The sequence below is a fragment of the Streptomyces sp. NPDC040610 genome (assembly GCF_055594065.1).
Genome location: NZ_JBVIXA010000001.1, coordinates 404946 through 422182, shown reverse-complemented (window position 1 = coordinate 422182; position 17237 = coordinate 404946). Strand labels below are relative to the sequence as shown.

General features: G+C 70.3%; 11 protein-coding genes. 3 read left to right on the top strand and 8 right to left on the bottom strand.

Annotation, left to right across the window (positions count from 1 at the left end; all coding sequences use genetic code 11):
* Positions 1–8: 8 nt before the first annotated feature.
* The 3 genes from ACZ6AA_RS02015 to ACZ6AA_RS02005 all read right to left on the bottom strand — a co-directional run bounded on the left by ACZ6AA_RS02015 (position 9) and on the right by ACZ6AA_RS02005 (position 7609).
* Positions 9–536, bottom strand: a complete 528-nt coding sequence (locus ACZ6AA_RS02015; protein WP_468450898.1) for an SMI1/KNR4 family protein — start codon at positions 534–536, stop codon at positions 9–11.
* On the bottom strand, positions 533–6877 hold the full coding sequence (locus tag ACZ6AA_RS02010; RefSeq protein WP_471455744.1) for an RHS repeat-associated core domain-containing protein: 6345 nt from the start codon (positions 6875–6877) through the stop codon (positions 533–535). The genes ACZ6AA_RS02015 and ACZ6AA_RS02010 overlap by 4 nt, the downstream gene beginning before the upstream one ends.
* A 258-nt stretch (positions 6878–7135) precedes the next feature.
* Complete coding sequence (locus ACZ6AA_RS02005; protein ID WP_468450894.1) at positions 7136–7609, bottom strand: RrF2 family transcriptional regulator; 474 nt, start codon at positions 7607–7609, stop codon at positions 7136–7138.
* 119 nt (positions 7610–7728) lie between these two features.
* On the opposite strand from ACZ6AA_RS02005, the gene ACZ6AA_RS02000 reads away from it, so the two are divergent.
* A complete protein-coding gene (locus ACZ6AA_RS02000; RefSeq protein ID WP_468450892.1) occupies positions 7729–8478 on the top strand; it encodes an SDR family oxidoreductase in 750 nt (249 codons plus the stop codon).
* A 100-nt stretch (positions 8479–8578) separates the two neighbouring features.
* Here the strand turns inward: ACZ6AA_RS02000 and pdxR are convergent, their stop codons facing one another.
* A complete protein-coding gene (pdxR, locus tag ACZ6AA_RS01995; protein WP_471455743.1) occupies positions 8579–10048 on the bottom strand; it encodes a MocR-like pyridoxine biosynthesis transcription factor PdxR in 1470 nt (489 codons plus the stop codon).
* A gap of 47 nt (positions 10049–10095) precedes the next feature.
* Between pdxR and ACZ6AA_RS01990 the strand changes: the two genes are divergently transcribed.
* Both ACZ6AA_RS01990 and ACZ6AA_RS01985 read left to right on the top strand, forming a co-directional pair.
* Positions 10096–10656: a carboxymuconolactone decarboxylase family protein gene (locus ACZ6AA_RS01990; protein ID WP_468450888.1), complete on the top strand. Its 561-nt coding sequence runs from the start codon at positions 10096–10098 to the stop codon at positions 10654–10656.
* A complete protein-coding gene (locus ACZ6AA_RS01985) occupies positions 10653–11357 on the top strand; it encodes an isocitrate lyase/PEP mutase family protein (protein ID WP_471455742.1) in 705 nt (234 codons plus the stop codon). The genes ACZ6AA_RS01990 and ACZ6AA_RS01985 overlap by 4 nt, the downstream gene beginning before the upstream one ends.
* A 202-nt stretch (positions 11358–11559) precedes the next feature.
* Here the strand turns inward: ACZ6AA_RS01985 and ACZ6AA_RS01980 are convergent, their stop codons facing one another.
* From ACZ6AA_RS01980 to ACZ6AA_RS01965, 4 genes are read right to left on the bottom strand one after another with little or no spacing between them, the layout of a single operon-like run.
* Positions 11560–12525 (bottom strand): ABC transporter substrate-binding protein, encoded by a 966-nt coding sequence (locus tag ACZ6AA_RS01980; protein ID WP_471455741.1) that lies wholly within the window; start codon positions 12523–12525, stop codon positions 11560–11562.
* 2 nt (positions 12526–12527) lie between these two features.
* Positions 12528–14495 (bottom strand): ABC transporter permease, encoded by a 1968-nt coding sequence (locus ACZ6AA_RS01975; protein ID WP_468450882.1) that lies wholly within the window; start codon positions 14493–14495, stop codon positions 12528–12530.
* Positions 14495–15658, bottom strand: coding sequence for a quaternary amine ABC transporter ATP-binding protein (locus ACZ6AA_RS01970; RefSeq protein ID WP_471455740.1), 1164 nt, complete (start codon positions 15656–15658; stop codon positions 14495–14497). The genes ACZ6AA_RS01975 and ACZ6AA_RS01970 overlap by 1 nt, the downstream gene beginning before the upstream one ends.
* Positions 15655–17205, bottom strand: coding sequence for a GMC family oxidoreductase (locus tag ACZ6AA_RS01965; RefSeq protein WP_468450878.1), 1551 nt, complete (start codon positions 17203–17205; stop codon positions 15655–15657). Before ACZ6AA_RS01965 ends, ACZ6AA_RS01970 begins: the two co-directional genes overlap by 4 nt.
* Positions 17206–17237 lie beyond the last annotated feature (32 nt).

Below are 17237 nucleotides of genomic sequence, written 5' to 3'. Positions count from 1 at the left end.
TCCGCGCGTCAGTCGGAGTCCACGCTCGGCGTCCGCCCCGGAAAGTCCGGCGGCAGCCCGTCGGGCGGCACCGCACCCGACACCAACCCGGCCAGATACTCCGTGAGACCGCCCCGGAACTCACACCAGTCGTCGTTGCGCCCGCTCACCAGGATGGTCCAGGTGTCGGGCCCCTCGTCCGTGGTCTTCCAGTAGAAGAGGTCCCCGTCGGAGGAGTCGCCCCAGGGCAGCAGGCCGCCCGGCTCGGGGTAGGGGACGTGGCCGTGCGACCTCCCCGCGTCTCGCCGGTCCCGCAGCGCGTCGAGCAGCTTCCGCGTCCCGGAGATGAAATAGCGCTCCTCGCCCGGGGCGGGCATGTGAATCGAGAGGAAATCATCGACGGTGAGCGCGGGGTACTTCTCGGACAACTCCACGAAGTCCGAAGGAAGCGCCGTTCCGAGCGCGTCGGAGATCCCTTCCCAATCGATGGCCCGGGCGGCCGACGCACGATGCCGCAAGAGCTCGGGCAGCTCCTGCTCCAGCTCTCGGACGCTCAACAGGTCACCTGCTTTCCTGGCTTGTTCTGCACGGTCTCCCTGAAGAGCAGACCGTTCGGAGTCGAGGCCGTCATGGTGATGGACGTCGGCAGGTTCTGACGACCGTTCCCGTAATTCAACTGGCCAGAGTACAAGACCGGTTGACCACTGCCGAGGGCGTCTGCCATGTCGTCCTCACAGGCTTTCATGCCCTCCTGGTTCATCTCGGCGTACCCGGTGAATATGTTCTCCCGCCTCCACTCTCCGTGGAACCGGTCACCGATGATGTGGGACCGATTGAATATCCACAGGCCGTCCCTGTCCTTGCGCCCCACATATCCGGGCGGCTCGGTCAGGGACCTGGGGCGAGGGGTCCTGCTGTTCGGCGCCTTGAGGTCCTCCGGGCAGATCAAGGCCGTCGCCCCCGTGGGCGCCCCACCCTTCAGCGGTTGGTAGTGGAAACGCTGCGACCGGGACTCGTCGCCACAGCGCTGCTCGGGAGTTCGGCCCCGCGAACCGGACCCTCCCTCGGAATCCTCCCCGAACACCGCACTCGCCGCCCGATCCACAGCCGAGTCGATGGCCCGGTCCACCGGGTTGGAGTCGATGGCGCCGAGGATCCGGAGCAAGCTGAAGGAGGCGCTCACGGGATTGCGCTTCCCGGCCAGCTTCGCGCCGCCCTTCACCGCCCCCGTGAAGCCCTTCTTCAGGCCCTCCCGCATGCCTTTGAAGGTGTTGGTGATGACGGGAATGCCGAAGTCGTGGCCGTCGAACTCCAGGAAGGTGGTGGGGTTGCCGCCCGCGAAGGCGTAGCGGTTCCCCGTCAGGGGGTCGGAGCCCAGTTCCATGTCGGCCAGGGCGCCGTTGTACATGTCGCGGGTCGTGAACCGGTTCAGGCCGGGGCTGTAGTCGCGGAAGCCCATGTCGTAGGTCCCCGACTCCCCGTCCCACCGCTTGGAGTTGAAGCGGTACGGGTTGTAGGCCTCCTTGGCCGGGTCGGTCGCCGTCGGCTTGTCGATGCCGGTGAAGTCGGCGGGGTCGGCGTTTCCGTAGGCCGTGTAGCCGTACGTGGCCTTGGCGTTGCCGTCCTTGTCCGTGAGGGACTCGACGTCCGTGTGGCTGTTGTAGCCGTAGTAGGTGTCCTCGGTCTTGCCGTCGGCGGCGTGCTTGACCTGGGAGAGCCGCTCGCCCCAGGGGCTGTACTGGTAGGACTTCGTCAGCTTGCCCGCGACGTCCTCGCTGAGGACCTCCCCGGACATGCCCAGGTAGTTGAAGTCCGTCTTCTTGCCGGAGGCGTCCGTGCGGTTCGCGGTGCGGTCCAGCGCGTCGTAGGCGTACTTCGTGGTCTTCAGGGCGCGCGCCCCGCCGCCGTCCTTCTCGTGCCGCGTGACCCGGTCGAAGCCGTCGTACGTGTTGCGTTCGATGACCTTGCCGCCGCTCGTCACCGACTCCTGGCGGCCGAAGGGGTCGTACGTGTACCAGGCCTCCGCCCCGCCCGAGGCCGCCTTGAGGAGGCGGTTGCGGTCGTAGCCGTACGTGGTGGTCCTCCCCTTGACCGTCTGGGAGATGACGTTGGCGTTGTCGTCGTGGACGTAGGTCTCCGTGCCCGCGCCGTCGCCGGTGCGGGTCGACTTCGCGAGGCGGTCCGCCGGGTCGTAGGCGTACTCCGTGGTGGACGACAGGTACTTCGACGCGTCGTCGGCGTTCATCTTCTTCGCCTCGTCCCGCGCCTTGTTGCCGTTCGGGTCGTAGGCGTAGGTGTGCGAGGAGACGAGCGTGCCGTTCGGCTTCTTCTCCTCCTGGGACTTGAGGGCGCCGTCCAGGTGGTAGGCGTAGTCGACCGTGTTCTTGTTGGCCTTGGTCTCGTGCTTCTTCTCGCCCCGCCACGTGTAGTCGTACGTGGTGGTCTTGGGGGAGGTGTCGGACGGGGACTTGCCAACCGACGCGGTCTTCACCAGCTCCCGCAGGTCGTAGGTGTACTTGGCGTACTGATCGGGGTGCTTGAGCGTCTCCGGCTGGCCGTTCGCGTCGTACGTGTACGACGTGGCCTTCTTCTCCTGACCGGCCAGGGCCTCCACGACCTTCTCGACCTGGTTCAGGCCCGTGTAGGAGATCGTGTACGCGTCGACCTTCGTGCCCGTGGACTTGTCGTCGATCGACGTGAGGTTGCCGTTCACGTCGTAGGCGTACGCGAAGCGCTTGTTCTCCGTGTCCGCTTCCGCCGAGGCGTCACGGACCAGTTTGACCTTGGACGCACCCGCGGCGGTGAGCGTCGTGATCTCGTTCTTCTCGTAGGACTTCGTGGACAGCTTCACCCAGCCCTTGCCGTCGCCCGTACGGTCCGCGTACGCCGTGTACGTGCCCGACTTGGGGATCGGCAGCTTCCACCCGGCGCTCCCGCGCTTCTGGGCCGCCTCCCCCAGGACCTCGCTCCGGCCCACCGGAATCCCGTCGTCGTCCAGCGACTTGAGCTTCCCGTCGGGGTAGTGGCCCCAGCGCATGGTGCGGCTGGAGGAGCCCGCCGCCGAGGTGAGCTGGCGGGCGCTCTGCTGGCCGAGGGCGTTGTAGTCGTAGGCGGTGGTGATGTTCCACGCGTCCTTGGACGACTTCACCCAGCCGTTGTCGTAGTACCCGTAGGTCGTGTCGTTGCGGGTCTGCTCGCCCTCGGACGGCGGCATCGAGACCTTCTCGACCCGGCCCACCGCGTCGTACGTCGTCTCCGTCCAGACCTTCCGGTTGTAGCGCGGGTCCTTCGGGTCGTACGGCTGGATCTGCCGCCTGGGGCGGTTGAGTTCGTCGTACGTGGTCTCGGAGACGAAGGCGTCCGGGCGGTCGGCGGCCACGCTGCGGGGCGTGAACACCTTGATCTGGTTGCCGACCTCGTCGTAGCCGAACTTCGTCGTGCGGATCGTCCCCTCCGCGTGCGGGACCTCGGTCACGGCGAGCTTGCCGCGCTCGTCGTAGTGGTTCCTGGTGGTGTTGTTCTCCTGGTCCGTGGCCGAGACGATCAGGGAGTCCTTGTCGTAGGCCTGCTTGGTGGTGCGGCCGGCCGCGTCCGTGACCGCGACGACCCGGTGGTTCATGTCGTAGTCGGTCTTGGTGGTGTAGTCGTCGGGGTCGGAGGTGTCGTTCTTCTTGGGGTCGATGACGCGGACCGGGTTGCCCACGCCGTCGTAGACGTAACTGACCTTGTCCTTCTTGGCGTTGACGACGGAGGTGAGCTGGTAGATCTCGTCGTAGGCGTTGGTCGTGACGTAGTCGTCGGGATCCGACGGCGTCGCCACGCCCTTCGGCTCCGTCGTCGTGCGCAGGTTGCCGACCTTGTCGTAGGTGTAGGCCGTCCTCCGCTCGCCGGAGGTGTCCGTGTCCTTGGGCGCGGTGGCGGACGTGACCTGGTCCGCCTTGTCGTACACGGCGGTCGACACGGCGCCGTTGGGGGCGGTGGACTTCGTGACGTTGTCGTTCGGGTCGTACTCCGGCGCCGGGGTCGTGATGAACTCGCCCGCCGCCTGGTCCTTCGGCACCTTCGACACCAGCGGGCGGCCGTACGTGTCGTACGTCCGCGTGGTCTTCTTGCCCAGCGCGTCCGTGACCTCCGTGACCTGGCCGCGCTCGTCGTACTGGGTCTTCGTGACCTTGCTGAGCGCGTCCGTGGTGGTGCGCGGGTAGCCGGACGGCGCGAAGTCCGAGTGGAGGACCGGGTTGCCGTTGGCGTCGGTGGCCTTGGTCAGCTGGCCGTACGCGTCGTAGTCGTACGTCGTCGTGTAGTCGCCGTCCTCGGGCGTGGAGAGGCCCTTGGGGTCGGTGACCTTCGTCAGATTGCCCTTGGCGTCGTGGCCGAACTCCCACGACCGGTTCTCCGCCGAGGTCTTCTTCCGCAGATCGGCGACGTACCCGTCCTCACGGGTCCGGTACTCGTAGCGGGTGGAGTGGGCCGGGGACTTGCCGGGCGCGCAGTCCGCCGCGGGCGGGACGCCGTCCTTGTTCTCCTCCGCCGAGCGCTCCCACAGCGGATAGCCGGTCTTCTCGTCGTAGCAGTAGGCCGCCTTCGCGCCGTTGTTCTCCTCCAGGAGCGTGACGTTGTTGTCGCCGTCCCAACTCATCTTCGTGTACTGGGACTTGGCGTTGACGACCTTGACCGGCCGGTCGCCGTCGTCGGTCTCATAGGTGGCGGAGTTCCGCTCGGCGTCGGTGACCCTGGTCTCGTCGCCGCCGCCCTGCCGCTTCTTGTACGCGAAGTCCGTCGTGCCGTCGAGGCGGTCGGTGACCGTCTTCGTGGACCAGCGGTAGTCGGTCTCGGCGGTGACCGAGTAGTCGAGGCCGGTGCTGTTCCCGCGCGGGTCGGTGACCTTCGTCAGCTTCGCGTTCTTGGCGCCCTGCGTGGCGTCGTACGTGAACTTGAAGACCTTGGGCTGCGCCGAGCCGTCGCCGTCGGTGAGGCGGCCGAGGTGCCCCTTCTCCGTGTAGTGGAAGGCCACCTTGCGCCCCGAGACATCCGTGACGGACTTCAGGTGGTCGTAGATCCTCGGGTTCCAGAGGTCCTTGCCGGAGGCCTTCTCGCCCTTGTCGTCGATGTACTCGTACGTCGCGTCGCCCGGCCGGTAGTAGTCGAGCGTGAGGGTGGTGCGGGCCGACGGGTCCTTGATCCTGGTGAGGAACTTGACGCGGCGGTTGCCGGAGTCGCGCAGCTCGTACTCGTACGTCTGCGTGTTGCCGTTCTTGTCGACGACCGAGGTCAGATAGCCGTCGCAGCCGATCAGGAACCGGGTGCCGTCCGGACGGGTCAGCGTCCAGGCGTCCGGCACCTCGGGGTCGACGCCCGGCAGGCACGACGTGCGCGCGCCCTCCTTCGCCTTCAGCCGGTAGTGGTAGCCCGGCGAGGGCTTCCACTCCCCGCTCCCCTGCTTCCGGAAGATCTGCTGGGTGCCGTCGCCGTCGACGACGTACACCTCGCCCGGATCGACGTCGGGGTGGAAGTCGAGCACGGCGCCCAGGCGCAGCGGGCCCGACGCCTGCGCCGACCAGCCGTGGCCCAGTTGGCCGTCGGAGGTGTCCTGCGCGTTGTACGTGAAGCGCGCGAAGGTGTTGATGCCGCGGCCCGGGTTGCGATACGCGTCGTAGGACCAGACGGCGTTGCCCGAACCGACGTTGGACATCAGGGTCGAGCCCGCGCCGGTGTTCTTGCCCGTGTACGCGTGGTACTTCTCCAGGCCGAGCCGGTCCGCCGTCGGGTCCTCGACGGCCGTTGCCTGGGCGAGGCCGCCGATGCCGGGCTTCTGCGACAGCCAGGTGTCGTCCGCCTTGTTGTACACGTCCCAGGTCAGGGTGAAGCCCGCGCGGCGGTTGCCGTCCACGGGCGGGGCCTTGACCTCGGCCCGCACGGTCGCGGACGCGCCCGCCGCGAGGGCGGGGACGGCCGTCCTGAGCTGGTTGTCGCCGGACGTGGCGTCCGAGCCGTCCGGGAACGCCCACCGGTAGCTCAGCTCACGCTCGCCCGCGGGCCAGGCCGAGGTCGTCGTGTTGGTGACCGTGACGGTCACCGGGTAGGTGTTGCGGGCGGTCATGCGGGTCGGGGTGCCCGGGGCGTAGTAGGTGTCCCAGGGGGTGGGGGTCGCGTAGACGACGCTGAGCCTGGCGCGGCCCGGGTCGGCCGTCTTCACCGTCAGCGGCAGGCCCTTGTTGGCCTTGGGTTCCTTGAGCCACCGGCGGGCGAGGGGTGTGGCGTCCCGCGAGATGCCCTTGCCGTTCTCGGCACGCAGGTGGACCCGCGCGTCGAGGATGCGGGCCTTCTTCGGGATGCCCGCCGTCGAGAACTTCAGGGCGCCCCGGGTCTTCCCCGCGTCCCTGTCCGCCGTCGTGACGCGGAGGGTGTGGCCCGCCTTCGGTACGGCCACGCGCCGCACCGGTGAGCCGAGCAGACGGCCGTCCCTGGTCTTCGCCAGGATCCGGTACGCGTAGCGACGCCCGGTCTCGGTGCGGCTCGCCTGGGGGGCCGGTGCGGTGGTGGTGTCCCGGTGGCGCGTGGTGCCCTTGCCGAGGTCGGCCACGAGGGTCGAGGTCGTCGGGCGGAAGTCCGCCTTCGGCGAGCGGTGCAGCTGATAGCCGACGACGTCGGGCGCCTTGGCCTTGGGCCAGGAGAGTTCGGGGCCCGTGGCGTGGACGACCGAGGGGGCTTCGAGGGCGGTGGCGCCGTCCGCGCCGTAGGTGACCTTCAGGCGCGGCGAGTTGCGGGGATAGGCCCGCTCGGGCGGGTCCTCGGGCGGGTCGGCCCGGGGCTCCGGGGCGTCCGCCTGCTGTCTCTGTTCCGGTACGGCGTCGGGCTCCGACGCGAAGGCGACGTGCGGCAGCGCCGTGGCGACCACCGCCGAGATGACGAGGGCGGCTAACGGCCCGCGATGACCAGTTCTCACTGTGCCGACTACCTCTCTGCGCTTCCGAACGCGGGCAGCACGGAGTGCCGCCCGTGGAATTCCAGGAGCAGTGAACGGAAAACTGGGAGGAGTTCTAGACAGGTGTACGAGCGCGGGTCAACTGCCCGCAGAAGTCGGGCAGTTGCCCTCTCGTCACGACAAGAGCGGAGATCTCGGCCCCGCTCCCCCGCGCGCCCCCGGCGGCGGGAGTCAGGCCGTGCCCGTCAGGAGGCGGCGGGTGCGCTCCGGGGCCCAGGAGGGGATCTCGGAGAGCAGGTCGGCGAGGGAGACGGCGGCCAGGCTGGCGCGCCAGGCGGCGTGCGCGTCGGCCATCCTCGCCGCGATGGGGCACGCCGCCCGGCAGTCCTCGGCGGGCAGCGCCCCCCGCCCCTGCTGCCGGATCTCCCTGCACTCGTACGGAGACGCCGCGCCGTCCACCGCCTCGACGATGTCGAGCAGCGTGACCTCGGCCGGCTGCCGCGCCAGGCGGAAGCCGCCCCTGGGGCCGGTCGTCGCGGCCAGGACCCCCGCCTTGACCAGGGGCTGGAGCTGCTTCGCCAGATACGCCTGCGGCACGTCGAAGTAGCCCGCGAGCTGCCCGGCCGACGCCGTCGCCCCCGGCTCCAGCTGCGCCAGCGACGTGGCGCAGTGCAACACCCACTCGGTACTCACAGGCAGCTTCATGGCCCCGAGTCTATCTCGGACATCCCGGATCCCGGATATTGCGGATCTATTTAGTCCGAGATACCGTTCCCTCGCCGGCCACGACGACCGGGCACCACACCGACCAGGGGAGAAACGTCATGCGTATCGCCGTCGCCGGAGCCACCGGGAACATCGGGGCCCTCACCACCACCGCCCTGGAGAAGGCGGGCCACGAGGTCGTGCGCATCAGCCGCTCGCTCGGCGTGGACCTGCTCACCGGGGAAGGGCTCGACGCCGCCCTCGCGGGCGTGGACGCCGTCGTCGACACCACCAACTGCACGGCCACCGACCCCGAGGAGACCGTCGCGTTCTTCGGCACCGTCACGCGCAACCTCCTCGCCGCCGAGAAGCAGGCGGGCGTCCGCCACCACGTGCTCCTCTCCATCGTCGGAATGTCCCGCGTCGAAGGAAACGCCCACTACGTCGGCAAGCGCGAGCAGGAACGCCTCGTCGCCGAGGGCCCGGTGCCGTGGACCATCGTCCCGGCCACCCAGTTCCACGACTTCGCCGAGATGGTGGCCGACTGGACCGAGCAGGACGGCGTCGCCACGATCGCGCCCCTCCTCGTCCAGCCGATCGCCCCAGCCGACGTGGCGGACGTCCTCGCGGAGATCGCCGAGGGGACACCGCACGGGCGGTACGCCGACGTGGCCGGTCCCGAGACCCAGGACTTGGTCGACATGGCCCGGCGCACGCATGCGGCAAGGGGGCGTGAGGTGAGGCTCGTGCCTACTTGGGCGGGGCTGTTCGGGGTGTCGATGGCGGGTGAGGCACTGCTTCCTGGCGAGGGCGCCCGGATCGCGCCGACGACGTTCGAGGAGTGGCTGGAGGGGCAGAGGGGGGCCTAGCTCGCGCGCAGTATCAGCCCGCCCGGCGTAAGAGGGCGAGGCGCGGAGCGCCGATCGAGGGGGGACAGGGGCGCAGCCCCATAAGCACCCGGACCGGAGGTCAAGGCAGGGCACGACACAGAGCCTCCAGCGCCGCCGCCCACGCGTGGTCCGGCGGCGTCCCGTACCCCACAACCAGCGCATCCCCCAAAGGCCCCCCGGCCAGCGGATGCCGGAACCGAGCCACCCCCTGAAGAGCAAGCCGCTGCCAGTGCGCGGCCTGGACCACAGCCTGCTCCGACCCCGGCGGGAGCCGCACCACCGCGTGCAACCCGGCCGCGATCCCGGTGACCCGCACACCCGGCGCCCGCTCGGCGACCGCGGCGACCAACTGGTCACGCCGCCGCCGATAGCGCAGCCGGGAAGCCCGGACATGCCGGTCGTACGCCCCCGAGGTCATGAACTCCGCCAGCGTCACCTGGTCCAGGGAACTACTGGCCGCCCCCGCCGCGTACTTCAACTCGGCGACCTCCAGGGCGAGTTCGGCGGGCAGCACCATCCAGGCCAGACGAAGGCCAGGGGCCAGCGACTTGCTGGCCGTGCCGAGGTAGACCACCCGCTCGGGGTCGAGTCCCTGGAGCGCGCCGACCGGCTGGCGGTCGTAGCGGAACTCCCCGTCGTAGTCGTCCTCCAGGATCAGGCCGTCCACACGCCGCGCCCAGTCGACGGCCGCCGCCCGCCGGTCGGGGTGCAGCGGCACGCCCATCGGGAACTGGTGGGCGGGGGTCATCAGAACGGCCCGGTGGTCCGCCAGCCCGTCGGTGCGGGTGCCGAGTTCGTCGAAGGCGAGCGGGACGGTGCGCAGGCCGCACCGGGTCAGCCGCTCCCAGTGCAGGTCGAGGCCGTACGACTCCACGGCGACGCTCCGCAGCCCGCGCGCGTGCAACAGCTCGCCGAGGAGCGTCAGGCCGTGCGTGAAGCCGGGCACGACGACGATCCGGTCCGGTTCGGCGCGCACGCCCCGGGCGCGCGCGAGGTAGGCGGCGAGGGCCGTGCGCAGCTCGACGCGGCCGCGCGGGTCCTCGTAGCCCAGTACGTCGCCGGGGGCGGCCGCGAGCGCGCGGCGGGCCGCCTTCAGCCACTCCGCACGCGGGAACGACGCCAGGTCCGGCGTGCCCGCCATCAGGTCGTACAGCGGGGCGCCGCCCGTCCTCGGCGGGCGCGCGGGCGCCGCCGGACGCGGCACCTCGCGCTCGGCGACCCGGGTGCCCGAACCCTGGCGCGCCGTCAGCCAGCCCTCGGCGACCAGGTCCGCGTACGCGTCGGCGACGGTGTTGCGGGCGACGCCCAGGTCCACGGCGAGCGTCCGGGAGGAGGGAAGCCGGGTCCCGGGGGCGAGGCGGCCGCCCCTGACCGCCTCGCGCAGCGCGTCCGTCAGCCTCTTGCGGACGCCCGAGCGGGAGCCCGTGCCGGAGGCCGCGACCGCCGTGTCCAGGTGGAGGTCGACGCTCCAGCCGCCGGTGCCGGAGCTGCCCCCGGACTCCTTGCCGGAGCCGCCCCCGGCCGCCCGATTGGCCCAGGATTTGTCCATGGGAATGGACCATACCGGTGGGCTAATCGCGACGTAGCGTCAAAGCCATGACGACGACGAACACGGCCGAAGCGACGAACCCGACGACCACCGACAGCGACCGCCTCCCCGAGCACCTCCCCCGCCTCAACATGGCCGAGCTCGCCCCCGAGGCGTACAAGGCCATGATCCGGTTCGCCGCCGCCGCGAAGAAGGGCGTCGACCCGGTCCTCTTCGAGCTGGTCCAGATCCGCGCCTCGCAGATCAACCACTGCGCCTTCTGCCTCGACATGCACACCAAGGACGCGCTCGCCGCGGGCGAGAGCGTCGAGCGGATCGTCCAGCTCGGCGCCTGGGAGGAGTCCCGGCACTTCTACACCGCCAAGGAGATCGCGGCGATCGAGCTGACCGAGGCCGTCACCGTCCTCACCGACGGCTTCGTCCCCGACGACGTGTACGCGCGCGCGGCCAAGCACTTCGACGACTCCGAACTCGCCCACCTGATCGCGGCGATCACCCTCATCAACGGCTGGAACCGGTTCGGCGTCACCTCCCGCATGGTGCCCGGCCACTACACTCCGGGCTCCACCGCGCACCGCCCCGCCGGCCTGCAGGGAGACCCCAAGTGACCGCCACCGCCGAGGCGTTCGGCGCCCTGCACCAGGACCGGGCGCCCTCCGATCCGCTCGTCCTGCCCGGCCCCTGGGACGCCGCCAGCGCCCGCGTCTTCGAGGACGCCGGGTTCCCCGCGCTCGCCACGCCCAGCGCGGGGGTCGCGGCCTCCCTCGGGTACGCCGACGGGGCCGTGCCGCCGCGCGAGATGTTCGAGGCCGTCGGGCGGATCGCCCGGGCCGTGGCCGTGCCCGTCAGCGCGGACGTCGAGGACGGGTACGGGTTGCCCGCCCGCACGCTCGTCGGGCGGCTGCTCGACGCCGGGGTCGTGGGGTGCAACCTGGAGGACTCCCTGAAGGACCCCCGGGAACAGGCCGACTATCTCTCCGCCGTCCGGGGCGTCGCCGGTCGTGAGCTCTTCATCAACGCCCGTGTGGACACGTACATCCGTGGGGTCGCGGATCTGGACGAGACCTTGCGGCGGGCTCGGCTCTACGTCGAGGCCGGGGCCGACTGCGTCTACGTCATCAAGGCGCCGGTCGACGTGATCCCCGCCCTGCGGGCAGGCATCGAGGGGCCCCTCAACTTCGTCTTCCTGCCGGGCGGCCCCTCGCCCCAGGAACTGGGTTCGCTCGGGGCCACGCGGGTCACCTTCGGGCCAGGTCTGCTGTTCCGGGCGATGGAGGCGCTGCGGGGGGTGGCGGAGGGGCTGAGGTAGGCCCTCGCGGGGAGCGCCCCAGTCCCGCCCCTTCCCGAAACTGGGGGCGCTGCCCCCAGACCCCCGCTCCTCGAACGCCGGAGGGGCTATAGATAGCCCGTCCGGCGTTTGAGGACGAGGCGCGGAGCGCCGATACGGGGTCCGGGGCGGAGCCCCGGGTTCGGAGAAGGGGCGGGACTGGGGCGCCCCGCGCAGGCCGGCGCTACTTCGGCACCCACCCCCGCCACTTCGCCTCATTCCCGTCGATCCACTTCTTCGCCGCGTCCTCGGGCGACATCTTCTGATCGGCGATCATGAGGGAGACCTCGTTCTGGTCGGCCTCGGACCACTTGAACCGCTTCAGGAACTCCGCCGCCTTGCCACCGTTCTTGGCGAAGTCGGCGTTGAAGTACTTCTGGAGAGGCGTGTGCGGATAAGCGCACTTGATCTTGGCGGGGTCGGCGTCGCAGCCCTCCTTGTAGGCGGGGAGCTTCACCTCCGTCATGGGGACCTTCTTGAAGAGCCACTGGGGCTTGTACCAGTAGGTCAGGAAGGGCTTCTGCTGCTTGGCGAACTGCTCGATCTGTGTGATCTGGGCGGCTTCGGAGCCGGCGAAGACGACCTTGTAGTCGAGGCCGAGGTTCTCGACGAGGGCCTTGTCGTTGGTGACGTAGGACGGGGAGCCGTCCATGAGCTGGCCCTTGCCACCGCTCTCCGGCGTACGGAAGTCCTTGGCGTACTTGTTGAGGTTCTTCCAGTTGGTGACGTCGGGGTGCTTCTTGGCGAAGTACGTCGGGACGTACCAGCCGATGTGGCCGATGACGCCGACGTCACCGCCGGGGACGATCGTCTTCTTGTCCTTGATGTAGCGCTGTTCCTGGTCCGGGTGGCCCCAGTCCTCCATGATCGCGTCGACGCGGCCCTGGCTGAGGGCGTCCCAGGCGGGGATCTCGTCGATCTGGACCTTGTCGACGCGGTAGCCCAGCTCGTTCTTGAGCAGGTACTCGGCCACGGCGACGTCGGCCTGCGCGCCCACCCAGGACTGCACGGACAGGGTCACCGTCTTGGCGCCCGCCGCGTTCGCGTACGGGGACGACTGCTTGCTCATGTCGGCCTTGCCACAGCCGGAGAGGGCGAGCAGGGCGCCCACACCGGCCAGCGCGACCGTCACTCGCGTACGTGTACGCATGGTCACGCTCCCTTCTTCGCGCGGCGTTCCGTCGGCTGTGTCACGCGGTCGAGCATCAGGCCGAGGCAGACGATGGCGACACCGCCGACCAGACCGGTGGCCAGGTCGCCGCGGGCGAGACCGGCGAGGACGTCGTAGCCGAGGCCGCCACCGCCGACCAGACCGCCGATGACGACGACGGCGAGGACGAGCACGACGCCCTGGTTGAGGGCGAGCATCAGGGCGGGGCGGGCCAGCGGAAGCTGGACCTGGCGCAGCTGCTGCCAGTTCGTGGCGCCGAGGGACTTCGCGGACTCCATCGCGGCGGGGTTCACCTGGCGCAGGCCCTGCGTGGTGATGCGGATGACGGCGGGCAGCGCGTACACGACGGCCGCGGCGACGGCGGGCGCGCGGCCCACGCCGAACAGGGCGACCACGGGGATCAGGTACACGAACTGCGGCATCGTCTGGAAGACGTCGAGGACAGGGCGCAGAAGGCGTTCGAGGCGCTGGCTGCGTGAGGCCGCGATGCCGATCGCGAAGCCCAGGACGAGGGTGACGGCGACGCCCGCGAGGACCTGGGAGAGGGTGTCGAGGGACGCGTTCCACACGCCCATGACGCCGATCGCCGCCATCGCGAGGACCGCGGTGAGCGCCGTCTGCCAGGTGCCGATCACCCAGGCGAGGGCGGCCACGATCAGGAGCACCGACCACCAGGGCAGGCCCTGCAGGCCGTCGCGCACCGGGTCGAGCACGTACGTGGTGAAGTGCGCCGCCCAGTCCGCCGTGCCGCCGACCACGGGCACGCCCGTGTACAGGTGGTCGACCATCCAGTCCTTGGCGGTGTTCACGGGCTCGGCGATCTGCACGACCCAGCTCGTCGGCCACTCCAGGCGGTCCGCGAACCTGGCCGCGAGGGCGCAGGCCAGGGTCACGGCGGCGGCGATGGACCAGCCGCGCCAGCCGCGCAGCGGCGAGTTGTCCTCGGCGTGCGCGCCGAGGCGTTCGCCCGCCGCGCCGGTGACGCGGTCGAGGACGACGGCGAGCAGCACGATGGGGATGCCGGCGGCGAGGGCCTGGCCGACGTCGACCGTGGAGAGCGCCTGGTAGACGCGGTCACCGAGACCGCCCGCGCCGATCACGGACGCGATGACGGCCATGGAGAGGGCCATCATGATGGTCTGGTTGAGGCCGAGGAGGAGTTCCTTGCGGGCCAGCGGCAGGCGCGCGGACAGCAGGCGCTGGCGTGCGGTCGCGCCGAGGGACGCCACCGCCTCCATCACGCCGCCGTCGGCGCCGCGCAGGCCGAGGGCCGTCAGGCGGGCCATCGGCGGGGCCGAGTACACGACCGTCGCGAGGACGGCCGCGGGCACGCCGATGCCGAAGACGAGCACGACGGGCAGCAGGTACGCGAAGGCCGGGAGCACCTGCATGGTGTCGAGGACCGGGCGCATCATGCGGAAGATCCGGTCGTTCAGGCCTGCGGCGAGGCCGAGGAGCATGCCGAGGATCACCGAGGCGAGCACGGCGACGACCATCAGCGCGAGCGTCTGCATCGTCGGCACCCACATGCCGAGCAGGCCGCAGACGGCGAAGGCCGCGGTGGCGAGGGCGGCGAGCTTCAGGCCCGCGACGCGCCAGGCGACGGCGCCCGCGGCGACGGTGACGCCCGCCCAGCCCGCGGCGAGCAGCACCAGGTAGACGCCGCGCACGGACAGCACGACGGCGTTGGAGATGTGCCCGAAGAAGTAGGTGAACAGCCAGTGGCTGTCGCGGTTGTCGATGATCCAGTCGCTGGCCTTGGTGAGCGGCTCGGTCAGGTCGACGGTGAGCGCGTCCGGCCAGGCGCCGGAGGCCCACTTGGCGTTGAGGATCGGTACGGCGACGGCCGCGACGACGGCGAGCAGCAGGAGCTTGACGACGGCGCGGCGGCGCAGCAGGGCGCCGATCCCGGTATCTCGTACGGGAGTCGAAGCGGTGGCGGTGGCCATCAGGAAGCCACCTCGCCGGTTACCTCTTTACGTATCGAGGTGCCCGCCTTCGCGGACGGCTCGCCGCGCCGGGCGGCGCCCGCGGCGCCCTTGGGGGCCACGCCCGCGACGACGCCGATCAGCTGCTCGTGGTCCACGACGCCCAGGCACCGGCCGCCGTCCATCACGCGCGCCGGGAAGCCGGAGCGCGCCACGGCCTCGATGGCCTCGGACACCGTCGCGTCGGGCGCGATGGCGGGGCCCCTGGTGTCCTCGTCGGCGTCGGCGTCGACGGGCCGCATGGCGCTGCGGCAGGTCATGACCTGCTCGCGCGGCACGTCCCGGACGAAGTCGCGGACGTAGTCGTCGGCGGGTGAGCCGACGATCTCCTCGGGCGTGCCGAGCTGGACGACGCGGCCGTCGCGCATGAGGGCGATGCGGTCGCCGAGCTTGAGGGCCTCGCTGAGGTCGTGGGTGATGAAGACCATCGTGCGGCCCTCTTCGCGGTGCAGGCGGACGACCTCTTCCTGCATGTCGCGGCGGATCAGCGGGTCGAGGGCGCTGAACGGCTCGTCGAAGAGCAGGACCTCGGGGTCGGCGGCGAGGGCGCGGGCGAGACCGACGCGCTGCTGCTGGCCGCCGGAGAGCTGGCCGGGCTTGCGCTGCTCCAGGCCTTCGAGGCCGACCTTCTCGATGACCTTCATGGCCTTCTCGCGGCGCTCGGCGCGCGCCACGCCCTGGATCTCCAGGCCGTAGGCGACGTTGTCGAGGACCGTGCGGTGCGGGAGCAGGCCGAAGTGCTGGAAGACCATGGACGCGCGGTGGCGGCGCAGCTCGCGCAGCCGGTTCTTGTCCATGGCGAGGACGTCCTCGCCGTCTATCTCGACCGATCCCGACGTCGGCTCGATGAGCCGGGTCAGACAGCGCACGAGCGTGGACTTGCCGGAGCCCGACAGGCCCATGACGACGAAGACCTCGCCCTTCTTCACCTCGAAGGACACATCGCGCACGGCGGCGGTGCAGCCGGTGCGCTCGCGCAGCTCCACGGGGTCGAGGCCGGTCAGCTCACTGTTGCCCGGGATGGTCTCGGCCTTGGGGCCGAAGACCTTCCAGAGGTTGTTGACGGCGAAGACGGTGTCCGTGGCCGCGTCGGCGGCAGGGGTGACGGTCGCGGTGTCGCTCATCGGCCGTCACCTCCCTGGGGGCCGGCTTCAAGGATCTCGGCACATTTCTCCCCGACCATGAGCACTCCGATCATCGGGTTCACGGCGGGCATCGTCGGGAAGACGGATGCGTCCGCGATACGGATTCCTTCGAGGCCCCGGATCTTCAACTCCGGGTCGACCACGGCGAGTTCATCACCGGAAGCACCCATTCGGCAGGTCCCTGCCGGGTGGTAGACGGTGTGCGCGGCCTTGCGCACCAGCTCGCCGATCTCCGCGTCGTCGGTGACCTCGGGGCCGGGGAACACCTCGCGCTTGAGCCACTTCTTGAACGGCTCGGCCTGCGCGACCTTCCGCGCCAGCTTGATGCCGTCGACCAGCGTCCGCCCGTCGTAGTCGCCCTCGTCCTCGAAGTACTTGAAGTCGAGCGCGGGCTTCACCTCGGGGTCCGCGGAGGTGAGGTAGAGGCGGCCGCGGGCGCGGGACTTGGGGATGTTCGGCGTCATCGACACACCGTGCTCGGGGCGTTCGTAGCCGAGCCGCTCCGGGTTGTCGGTGAACGGGATCTGGTAGAAGTGGAACATCAGGTCCGGGCCCTTGTGGTCCGGGTCCCGCTTCACGAACAGACCGGCGTCCGAGTCCATCGCGGAGTTGCCGGGGATCGGCCCGTTGGTCTCCCAGACGATGACCGACTCCGGGTGGTCGATGAGGTTCTCGCCGACGCCCGGCAGGTCGTGGACGACCGGGATGCCGAGGGCTTCGAGGTCCTTCTTCGGCCCGATGCCCGAGAGCATGAGCAGCCGGGGCGTGTCGACGGCCCCCGCGCAGACCAGCACCTCGCGGCGGGCGGTGAGCAGCTTCTCGGCGCCGTCCTTGGTCCGGATGTGGACACCGCGCGCGGCCTTGCCGTCCAACTCCAGCTTGGTGGCCCAGGTCTCCAGGAAGAGGTGGAGGTTCGGGCGGTCACCGGCCTCCATGTGGGGGTGGAGGTAGGCGACGGACGCGGAGGAGCGCTTGTTGTTCTCCGGGTGGTACGCCAGGTCGAAGAAGCCGACGCCCTCGTCGAAGGGCTTGTCGTTGAAGCCGACGACCTCGGGCACGCCGAGCGCGGTCTTCGTGGCCTCGACCCAGTCGGTGGCGATCTGGTTCTGGTCCTTCTTGGCGACGCGTACGACGTTGTTGCGCAGCTTGCCGTAGTAGGGGTCCATCGCCTCGGCGTTCCAGCCGGTGGCCCCGGCCTCCTCCCACTCGTCCCAGTCGGACGGCAGCGGCTTGAAGGAGATCAGGGTGTTGTGCGAGGAGCAGCCGCCCAGGACCTTGGCGCGGCTGTGCAGGATGTGCGAGTTGCCGCGCGGCTGCTCGGTGGTGGTGTAGCCGTAGTCGAGCTCGCCGCCGAGCAGGCCGAGCCAGCGGCGCAGCGTCAGGACGTCGTCGCGGTCGATGTCGCTGGGGCCGCCCTCGATGACGGCGACGGTGACGTCCGGGTTCTCGGTCAGCCGGGAGGCGATCACGGAACCGGCGGTGCCGCCGCCGACGATGACGTAGTCGTACTCGTTCGTTTCAGCCATGGGGGAACTGCTCCTCTTCCTGCGAGGTCGTA